4 protein-coding genes, 7 tRNA genes and 3 pseudogenes are annotated in these 9,979 nt (G+C 65.3%); 11 read left to right on the forward strand and 3 right to left on the reverse strand.

The genetic code is table 11. The annotated features are described in order from the left end of the window. Both ACWNCF_RS02465 and metG read right to left on the reverse strand, forming a co-directional pair. The coding region (locus tag ACWNCF_RS02465; RefSeq protein WP_449405896.1) for an enoyl ACP reductase FabMG family protein at positions 1-1,081 on the reverse strand (1,081 nt) is incomplete at its 3' end. A gap of 250 nt (positions 1,082-1,331) precedes the next feature. Then, complete coding sequence (gene metG, locus ACWNCF_RS02470; RefSeq protein ID WP_449405897.1) at positions 1,332-3,494, reverse strand: methionine--tRNA ligase; 2,163 nt, start codon at positions 3,492-3,494, stop codon at positions 1,332-1,334. Between the two features lie 145 nt (positions 3,495-3,639). Here metG and apbC point away from each other — a divergent pair, with 145 nt between their 5' ends. After that, positions 3,640-4,728 carry an iron-sulfur cluster carrier protein ApbC gene (gene apbC / locus ACWNCF_RS02475; protein ID WP_449405898.1) on the forward strand — a complete coding sequence of 363 codons (1,089 nt, stop codon included), beginning with the start codon at positions 3,640-3,642 and terminating at the stop codon, positions 4,726-4,728. A gap of 54 nt (positions 4,729-4,782) precedes the next feature. Continuing rightward, positions 4,783-5,816, forward strand: a pseudogene (locus tag ACWNCF_RS02480) (RNA methyltransferase). Here the strand turns inward: ACWNCF_RS02480 and ACWNCF_RS02485 are convergent. After that, positions 5,796-6,581, reverse strand: coding sequence for a 2'-5' RNA ligase family protein (locus ACWNCF_RS02485; RefSeq protein ID WP_449405899.1), 786 nt, complete (start codon positions 6,579-6,581; stop codon positions 5,796-5,798). The pseudogene ACWNCF_RS02480 and the gene ACWNCF_RS02485 sit on opposite strands and share 21 nt — an antisense overlap. Positions 6,582-6,725: 144 nt before the next feature. Between ACWNCF_RS02485 and gltX the strand changes: the two are divergent. The 9 genes and pseudogenes from gltX to earP form a co-directional block, all read left to right on the forward strand. Continuing rightward, a pseudogene (gltX, locus tag ACWNCF_RS02490) lies at positions 6,726-8,126 on the forward strand (glutamate--tRNA ligase). Between the two features lie 62 nt (positions 8,127-8,188). Continuing rightward, a tRNA-Ala gene (locus ACWNCF_RS02495) sits at positions 8,189-8,264 on the forward strand. Between the two features lie 27 nt (positions 8,265-8,291). Next, positions 8,292-8,367: transfer RNA gene (locus ACWNCF_RS02500), tRNA-Glu, on the forward strand. 71 nt (positions 8,368-8,438) lie between these two features. Further along, positions 8,439-8,514 (forward strand) — tRNA-Ala (locus ACWNCF_RS02505). 235 nt (positions 8,515-8,749) lie between these two features. Beyond that, positions 8,750-8,825 (forward strand) — tRNA-Ala (locus ACWNCF_RS02510). Between the two features lie 24 nt (positions 8,826-8,849). Beyond that, positions 8,850-8,926 (forward strand) — tRNA-Glu (locus tag ACWNCF_RS02515). 51 nt (positions 8,927-8,977) lie between these two features. Further along, a tRNA-Glu gene (locus ACWNCF_RS02520) sits at positions 8,978-9,055 on the forward strand. A 33-nt stretch (positions 9,056-9,088) separates the two neighbouring features. Next, positions 9,089-9,162: transfer RNA gene (locus ACWNCF_RS02525), tRNA-Glu, on the forward strand. Between the two features lie 75 nt (positions 9,163-9,237). Beyond that, positions 9,238-9,979: pseudogene (gene earP, locus ACWNCF_RS02530) on the forward strand (elongation factor P maturation arginine rhamnosyltransferase EarP); the annotation flags it as partial.

A 9,979-nucleotide genomic window follows, 5' to 3' on the forward strand; every position in this document is an offset into this window, starting at 1 on the left:
GATTACGTATTGCTAAGGTTAAAACGGAGGAGTTAGTTGGATGATCCAGCACCTGGATCGATTGCAGCGAGACGCCGTCGGCCAGCAGGCCCTGGCAGATGTCCCATTGTTCCTGCGCCCAGGCGCCGCCATGCTCTTTCTTGAGGGCGAGAAGCAGCGGGAACAGCGACAGTTCCACGCCGACGAAGATGTCGGACGAGTTGGTACGGATTTCCGGGCAGTTGAACACGGTGGCGCTCACGCCCTGTGCCCAGGCGGCTTCGGCGATCGACTCCAGGCGCATCTTGGCATAGCCCTGCGTGTAGTTCGTGTAGGTCTGCCACACGTACTCGTCGCCGATCAGGACCTCGGTGCCATGGTAGCCGTACGCCGTGTAGCGCACCTGGCCGCCTTTCGATTCCACACGGGCGCGGATCGCGGCGGAGGCGTCGATCAGGTATTTCAGCGTGTTTGCCGTGACTTCGTCGAAGTTCATCAGGATCAGCTTGCCCAGGTCACTGTCGAGCAGGGCGCGCGAGGACATGAAGCGGTCGCCGCGGCCTTTGTAGATGCGGTTGGCGATGGCCAGGAAGGCCTTGATCTTGGGGATGCCGCCGGCCATCGTGTGCGCGAAGAACACGTTGGCGCCGTCGGGGATCAGCTTGTCGATCTCGGCCATGACGTCCTGGGCGGACTGGGTGAAGCGGCGCACGCCGGCGGCGCGGCAGGCTTCGATCTTGGTCCAGTCGAGCTTGTCTTCCTGCCAGCCCTTGAGGGTAACGCCGGACAGCATCTCGGTCGGATTCTGCTCGCCCGGGGGCGCATCCATGTCGAAACCGGCCATCAGCGGCACGTTGACGATACGGCCGCCGAGCTTTTCTTCCGCTTCGGCATGTTCTTCCGGCGTCAGCGCGCGCAGGGTGCCGTCATCGTTGCGGCGGCCGACGGTGATGCCGAGGATCGTCATGCCGGCGGCGCGCGCCTCGTCGATCAGGCCGTTCACATAGCCGCGGCCGAACAGTTCGCCGAACAGGACGAAGACGTCACCCTGGCGGAACAGGGTCGCTTGCGGGATGTGCCTCAGGGCTTTGTATGCGGTCATATTTTTCGCTACCACTTAGAAGTGAATTTATTGATGGGCCGGCGTACGGTCCTGCCGTCACGGCGCCGGCCTCATCTAATTAAAAAACAGCGCATTATACTGCCACTCGCGTGCGGAAACTGATGGCATCCTGGCAAGGCATCGAGGCCCTTTCCATTCCGGTCCACGGCAGGTGATCCATGAAAACCGCCGGGCATTGCGCTGCGCGTCCCGTCGCCGTTTCCCTCGCCCTCTCCGGGCAACCGGGTGCTCAGCGAATCCGCATGCCCGGCTGGGCGCCGCTCACCGGCTCGAGGAGGTACAGGCCCGGATTCGTCTTTTCGTCCTGCGCCGATGCGCACAGCACCATGCCTTCCGACACGCCGAACTTCATCTTGCGCGGCGCCAGGTTGGCGACCAGCACGGTCAGCTTGCCGATCAATTGCTCCGGCTGGTAAGCCGACTTGATACCCGAGAACACATTACGATAGCGGCCTTCGCCCACGTCCAGCGTGAGGCGCAGCAGCTTGCTCGAACCTTCGACGTGCTCACAATTGACGATCTTCGCCACGCGCAGGTCGATTTTCGTGAAGTCGTCGATCGAGATTTCCGGCGCCAGGTCTTCGATGTCGGCGGCTGCGGCGGTCGTCGCCGCGGCGGTCGACACTGCTGCTGCGGCGTCCGCTGCGGGCGCGGCGTCGGCGGCAGCGACCGGCGCCGGCTTGTCGAACAGGTCCTCGACCATCTTGGCGTCCACGCGCTGCATCAGGTGGCTGTAGGCGTTGATGGTACGGCCCAGCAGCGGGGCATAGACGCGTTCGCCCCGGGTGTCGTCCCACGAATAGGCGTCGTCGCCGAGGAACTCGCGCACGCGCGCGGCCACGTGCGGCAGCACCGGCGACAGCAGGATCGTCAGCTGGCGGAACAGGATCAGCGCGGCGGTGCACACGTCGTGCAGCTCGGCCGTCTTCGTCTCGTCCTTGGCCAGGAGCCACGGCTTGTTCTCGTCGACGTAGCGGTTGGCGACGTCGGCCACTTCCATGATCTCGCGCAGTGCCTTGCCGAACTCGCGCGATTCAAAGTTGGCGGCGATGGACGCCTGGCGCTCGCCGAAGTTGCCATTAACTTCGCCGTTCAGGGCGCGGCCGATCCATTGTTTGGCGTCATCCGACAGCGCGGACGCCAGCTTGCCGTCGAAGCGCTTGGCGATGAAGCCGGCGCAGCGGCTGGCGATGTTCACGTACTTGCCGATCAGGTCGCTGTTCACGCGCGCGACGAAGTCGTCGCCCGTGAAGTCCAGGTCCTCGACGCGGGCGTTCAGTTTGAACGCGAGGTAGTAGCGCAGCCATTCCGGATTCATTTTCAGATCCAGGTAGCGCAGCGGCGAAATGCCGGTGCCGCGCGACTTCGACATCTTTTCGTTGTTCACGGTCAGGTGGCCGTGGACATTGACCTTCAGCTTGTCGATGATCGGATGGCCCGAGAAATTCAGCATCGCCGGCCAGAACAGCAGGTGGAACGAGACGATGTCCTTGCCGATGAAGTGCACTTGCTCGGCGGCCGGATCGTTCAGGAAGGCTTCGTAATCGAGGCCTTTCTTTGCGAAGTAATTCTTGAGGCTGGCCAGGTAGCCGACCGGCGCGTCCAGCCACACGTAGAAGAACTTGCCCGGCGCGTCGGGAATCGGGATGCCGAAATAGGGCGCGTCGCGCGAGATGTCCCAGTCGGCCAGCTTCTCGCCGTTTTCGCCCAGCCATTCGGACACTTTGTTGACCATCTCGGGCTGCAGGCGGCCCGGCGCGTTCAGCCACTCCTTGAGGAATTGGAAGCAGCGCGGGTCGGACAGCTTGAAGAAGTACTGTTCGGACGGCTTCAGGACCGGCGTCGATCCGGTGAACACGGAGTACGGATTGATCAGCTCGGTCGGCTGGTAGGCGGCGCCGCACACCTCGCAGTTGTCGCCGTACTGGTCCTTCGCGTGGCAGACCGGGCACTCGCCCTTGATGTTGCGGTCGGCCAGGAACATGCCTTTCGCCGTGTCGTAGAAGCGGTCGACGGTCTTCGTATAGATGAGGCCGTTGTCGCGCAGGCGGCGGTAGATGCTCTGCGACAGGTCGACGTTTTCCGGCGAATCCGTCGAATGCCAGTTGTCGAAGGCGATGTGGAAGCCGTCCAGGTATTGCGCGCGCCCGGCCGCGATCTTCGCCACGAACTCCTGCGGCGTCACGCCTTCTTTCTCGGCGGCGATCATGATTGGCGTGCCGTGCGTGTCGTCGGCGCCGACGAAGTGCACGATCCGCTGTTCGCCGGCGTCGCGCTGCATTCGCTGGAAGCGGACCCAGATGTCGGCCTGGATGTACTCCATCATGTGGCCGATGTGGAAGGCAGCGTTGGCGTAGGGCAGGGCGGTGGTGACGAACAGCTTGCGTGTCATGGTCGGTGGTTGCGTGGGATGTAAAAAAAGGCATTTTACCAGCGGATCACCTCGACGCGCAGCGGACAATCCGCGCATTTGCCAGCCTGGCAACAGTCGAACCCCCGTTTTGCGCTAAACTTGCGCATCACATCCGGAGAACCCAATGAGCATCACGCCTGAAGACGTCAAGTCGGCCCTGGCCGCTGTCGTCGATCCCAATACCAATAAAGATTTCGTCTCGTCCAAGGCAGTCAAGAACATCCAGATCGACGGCGGCAGCGTCGCCCTCGACATCGAGCTCGGCTATCCGGCGAAGAGCCAGGCGGCGGGCATCCGCGCGGCCGTCGTCGACGCGCTGCGCAAGCTGCCCGGCGTGCAGAACGCCAGCGTCAACGTCACGACCAAGGTGCTGTCGCACGCGGTCCAGCGCGGCCTGAAGGTGATGCCGAACGTGAAGAACATCATCGCCGTCGCGTCCGGCAAGGGCGGCGTCGGCAAGTCGACGACGGCCGTCAACCTGGCGCTGGCGCTGGCCGCCGAGGGTGCCGCGGTCGGCCTGCTGGACGCCGACATCTACGGCCCGTCGCAGCCGATGATGCTGGGCGTGAACGGCCGTCCGCAAAGCCTGGACGGCAAGACGATGGAACCGCTGGAAAACCACGGCGTGCAGGTGTCGTCGATCGGCTTCATGATCGACCCGGACGAACCGATGGTGTGGCGCGGCCCGATGGTCACCCAGGCCCTGCAGCAGCTCCTGGAACAGACCAACTGGAAGGACCTCGATTACCTCGTCGTCGACATGCCGCCGGGCACCGGCGACATTCAGCTGACCCTGTCGCAGAAAGTGCCCGTCACGGGCGCCGTGATCGTGACGACGCCGCAGGACATCGCCCTGCTGGACGCGCGCAAGGGCCTCAAGATGTTCGAGAAGGTCGGCATCCCGATCCTCGGCGTCGTGGAAAACATGAGCACCCACATCTGCTCGAACTGCGGCCACGTCGAGGCGATCTTCGGCGCGGGCGGCGGCGAGAAGATGTGCGCCGACTTCCACGTCGAATTCCTCGGCAAGCTGCCGCTGCAGCTGTCGATCCGCGAGCAGACCGATTCCGGCACGCCGACCGTCGTCGCCGAACCGGATGGTCCGGTCGCCGCGATCTATAAGGACATCGCGCGCAAGGTGGCCGTCAAGGTGGCGGAGCAGGCGAAGGATATGACGGCGAAATTTCCGACGATCGTCGTCAAGAACGACTGAATCACCCCGTCGCCCCCGCCTCCGCGGGGGCGACGTTCATACGTCAACAACAGAATGCGTATCGAAGCAATCCGCAGCCGCCTCCGTGCGCTGGGCGCCCAACCCCTGCACGCGGACCGCGTGCTGCGCGACTGGGTCCGCGTGATGGACCACGACCGCGGCCGCCGCCGTCCCGGCGATTTTCTCCCGAAGCCCGTCCGTGAAGCGCTGCCGGAGCTGGACGCCGAAGCGCCTGGATGCGCTGGCGCGGGTCGTCAGCACGCACCCCGCCGACGACGGCTCGGCCCGGCTGCTGGTCGGCCTCGCGGATGGCCAGACCGTGGAATCCGTGCTGCTGCCGCGCGACGGCGTGTGCGTGTCGAGCCAGGTCGGCTGCGCGGTCGGCTGCCAGTTCTGCATGACGGGCCGTGACGGCCTGATCCGGCAGGTGACGAGCGGCGAGATCGTCGCCCAGGTCGTGCTGGCGCGGCGCCTGCGTCCCGTGAAGAAAGTCGTGTTCATGGGCATGGGCGAGCCTGCCCACAACCTGGTCAATGTTCTGGAAGCCATCGACCTGCTCGGCATCGAGGGCAATATCGCGCACAAGAACCTCGTGTTCTCGACGGTGGGCGATCCGCGCGTGTTCGAGCGCCTGCCCGCGGGGCGCGTGAAGCCGGCGCTGGCGCTGTCGCTGCACACGACAAAGGCCGACCTGCGCGCGCGCCTGCTGCCGCGCGCCGCGCTTCACGGCGCGCGAACTCGTCGACGAAGGCGAGCGCTACGCGCGCCTGACCGGCTATCCGATCCAGTACCAGTGGACGTTGCTGGACGGCGTCAACGACGGGCCGGACGAGCTCGAGGCCCTCGTGGCCCTGTTGCGCGGCAAATATGCCGTGCTGAATATGATTCCCTACAATACGAACCCGGGCCTGGAGTTCCGCCGTCCCAGCTGGGACAAGGCGCAGGCGATCGCGGCGTGGCTGTTCGAGCGCGGCGTGCTGACCAAGCTGCGCGACTCGGCCGGGCAGGATGTCGACGGCGGCTGCGGCCAGTTGCGGGCGCGGGCAGCGGGCGAGCGGCCCGTCACGTTACGGCGCGTGGCCGCGTAACGTCCACGTCTCGACGGTTTCCACGGCCGCGTTCGACATATACCAGTCGTTCACGACCAGCTGCAGCGTGTCGACCCGCATCGTGCCGAGCGGGATCGTCCGCAGCCCGGCCAGCACCGCGGCCAGGCGCGCCGGGTCCCGCGGCGGCGCGACGAAGCGCAGCAGCGTCGAATGCGCGGTGACGAGGCGGTAGCGCTGGTCCAGCGAGCCGTCCAGCCCGCTCGCGCGCAACGCGTCGCGCAGGCGCGCGCGCAGCAGTTCCAGTGTGCCGTCGCGCGGAAAACCCCGCGCCAGCACGGCGCCGCGCGAGATCGTGATGCCGTCGAAATCGATGTTGAACGCGGGCAGGCCCGCCACCGCGGCGCGCACGGCCGCGGCATAGTCCGCGCGCCGCGCCAGGTGCGGCGCGTAGTCCGCGGTGACCGTGAACAGGGACAGGATCGTCACGTGCAGGTCGGCGCGGGGCTGGCGGTACTGGCGCGGGTCGGCGTCGATCAGGCGCTCCTGCAGCGCGCCGAAGCGGGCCGCCAGCGCCGCGCCGGGGCGTGCGGCCAGGGTCAGGCCGCGGCGCGGGTCGAGGCCGCCGGCGAGGTGGGTGTCGCAGTCGACGTTGCCGCTCGATACCGCGGGCCAGGCGCGGTCCCACATGGCGTCGTAGTGGGTGCGCAGGTCGGGAAGGTCGCTCATCGCTGCGATTATCGCTGGTGCGCGGCGTCTTTGCCACGCGTGCGCATTCCCGGTCACGGCCGGCGCCCTGTTAAACATCGGCGCGCCACCAGGATAAAACCGGTTTCTTGCGCGCGGATCCGGCCGCCGCGGGTGGCGTCGTCGCGGGCTTGCGCGTTTCGCCCGTTGGCGGGGCAGGCTGTAAAATAGCTGCTTCGACCAACATCCAGGCAGTATCCGACCATGACCGTCCGTACCCGTTTCGCCCCCAGCCCGACCGGCTACCTCCACCTCGGCGGCGCGCGCACCGCGCTGTATTCGTGGGCCTATGCCCGCCACTTCGGCGGCACCTTCGTCCTGCGCATCGAAGATACCGACCTGGAGCGTTCGACGCCGGAAGCCGTGCAGGCGATCCTGGAAGGCATGCAGTGGCTGGGTCTCGCCCACGACGAAGGCCCGTTCTACCAGATGCAGCGCATGGACCGTTACCGCGAGGTCGTCAAAGGCATGCTGGACGCCGGCACCGCTTACCTGTGCTACTGCTCGCCGGAAGAAGTGGAAGCGATGCGCGAGCGCATGCGCGCCGCCGGCGACAAGCCGCGTTACGACGGCACCTGGCGCCCCGAACCCGGCAAGACGCTGCCGCCCGTGCCGGGAGGCGGCGAAGCCGGTCGTGCGCTTCAAGAATCCGCTGGACGGCGAAGTCACGTGGCACGACGTGGTCAAGGGCCCGATCACCATCGCCAACAAGGAAATGGACGACCTCGTGATCGCCCGTCCGGACGGCACGCCGACGCATAACTTCTGCGTCGCCGTCGACGACGGACATGAAGATCACCCACGCGCTGCGGGCGGGACGATCACGTCGACAACACGCCGCGCCAGATTAATATCCTGCGCGCCTGGCGCGCCGAACTGCCGCAATACGGCCACTTGCCGATGATCCTCGGCGCGGACGGCCAGAAACTGTCCAAGCGCCATGGCGCCGCTCAGCGTGATGGACTATCCGGAGCAGGGCTGATCCGCCGGATGCGATGCTGAACTGATCTCGCGCGCCTCGGGCTGGAGCCACGGCGACGACGAGATCTTCTCGATGCAGCAGTTCACCGAGTGGTTCAACCTGGAGCACCTGACCGCGTCGGCCGCGCAGTTCAATCCGGAAAAGCTGGGCTGGCTGAACAACCACTACATCAAGCTGGCCGACAACGAGCGCCTGGCCGGTCTGGCGCGTCCGAAGATGGAGCGCGAGGGCGCCGTGTTCGACGGCGCGCCGCCGCTCGCCGCCGTGCTGGGCCTGATGAAGGAGCGCACCAACACGATCAATGAGCTGGCCGACGCCGCCATGCCGCTCGAGGGCGCGCCCGAAGCCGGGATGCGGCGCCGCTGGCCCAGCACCTGGCCGAATGCCGCGCGCCCGGCCCTGGCCCAGTTCGCCGAGCGCCTGCGCGACGTCGAGCTGGACCAAGCCCGCGCTGTCCGCCATGATGAAGGAAGTGCTGGCGGCGCACGGCCTCAACGATGCCGCAACTGGCCATGCCGCTGCGCCTGCTGGTCACGGGCCAGCTGCAGACGCCGGCCATCGACGCCGTCCTGGAATTGTTCGGCCGCGACACCGTATTGGCCCGCGTGAATAAAGGTTTGTGATTCCCTCTGGGTATTTGCGAAATGCAAGTGCGTCCGCTATAATGCTCGCACTTCAGCACTGCGGGGGTATAGCTCAGCTGGGAGAGCGCTTGCATGGCATGCAAGAGGTCAGCGGTTCGATCCCGCTTACCTCCACCACGTTCTGAAGTAGATTGCGACGTTCAGGTCCCCATCGTCTAGAGGCCTAGGACATCACCCTTTCACGGTGAGTACCGGGGTTCGAATCCCCGTGGGGACGCCAGGCTCGCGATCGCGGCGTTGAAAAACGACGTAAGCAGTAGTTGTAGTGTGTTATAGTGCTGTTTTTCCGCAGGGGGTATAGCTCAGCTGGGAGAGCGCTTGCATGGCATGCAAGAGGTCAGCGGTTCGATCCCGCTTACCTCCACCAAGCAGGAAGATAGCAACCATTGCAGTCCAGGGTCCCCATCGTCAGAAGGTGGACATCACCCTTTCACGGTGAGTACCGGGGTTCGAATCCCGTGGGGACGCCAAGAATTTGGTGTTGAATTGCAAGGAAGCCGCCTTGAAGCGGCTTTTTTATTGAGTGCGGACACCAGCATCCGCATTCAGGCGAGGTCAGAGCCCAACCGGGAAATCCGGGCTCCGACCCCGGAAGGAAAATTGGGGGTATAGCTCAGCTGGGAGAGCGCTTGCATGGCATGCAAGAGGTCAGCGGTTCGATCCCGCTTACCTCCACCACGTTTAGGTAGTAGCGAAGTTCGGGTCCCCATCGTCTAGAGGCCTAGGACATCACCCTTTCACGGTGAGTACCGGGGATTCGAATCCCCGTGGGGACGCCAGTTTTTTTGGTGTATGATGCCGCGACAGGCATAGCAACAGGAAGTTCCGAGGTCCCGATTCGTCTAGAGGCCTAGGACATCACCCTTTCACGGTGAGTACCGGGGTTCGCGATCCCCGTGGGGACGCCAAGAATTCGGCAGCACAGCAGCACACAGTTTTAGGTCCCCATCGTCTAGAGGCCTAGGACATCACCCTTTCACGGTGAAGTACCGGGGTTCGAATCCCCGTGGGGACGCCGAGTCAAAAGCCGGAGCAGACCAACGCGCATGCGCGGACAGGTGCTCCGGTTTTTCTTTTGGGTCCGCCAACCATGCATCTCGAGCAACGCTCCACCACACTCGCCATCTTCTGCAAGGTGGTCGACAACTTCGGCGACATCGGCATCTGCTGGCGTCTCGCGCGGCAACTGCATGGCGAACATGGCATCGCGGTGACCCTGTGGGTCGACGATCTCGCCAGCTTCCGGCGCATCTGGCCGTCCGTCGCCACCGATGCCGCCACGCAGATCGTGGACGGCGTGCGCGTCGTCCACTGGCGCGGCCAGGACGACGCGTTCGCGCCGGCCGACGTGGCCGACATCGTGATCGAGTTCTTCGGCGTCGACATCCCGCCCGGCTATATCGCGGCGATGGCGCAGTGCGAGCCGCGTCCCGTGTGGATCAATTACGAAGGGCTCAGCGCGGAGGCGTGGGTCGAAGGTTGCCACACGCTGCCGTCGACGCATCCGCGCCTCAAGCTGACCAAGCATTTCTTCTTTCCCGATTTCGCCGCAGACGGGCGGCCTGCTGCGCGAGCGGCACCTGCTCGCCGCGCGCGACCGGTTCCAGGCGGACCCGGCGGCGCGCGCCGGGTTCCTCGCGCCGGCTCAGCGTCACGCCGGACGAGCAGGCGGCGCCGGCGGTCAGCCTGTTCTGCTATCCGCAGGCGCCGCTGGCGGACCTGTTCGCGGCCTGGCGCGACGGCGGCCGGCCGCTCACCTGCCTGGTGCTGGATCATCCAACTAACTCCTCCGTTTTAACCTTAGCAATACGTAGTACTGAACCAAGGTACAC

The sequence above is a fragment of the Massilia phosphatilytica genome (genome assembly GCF_977014125.1).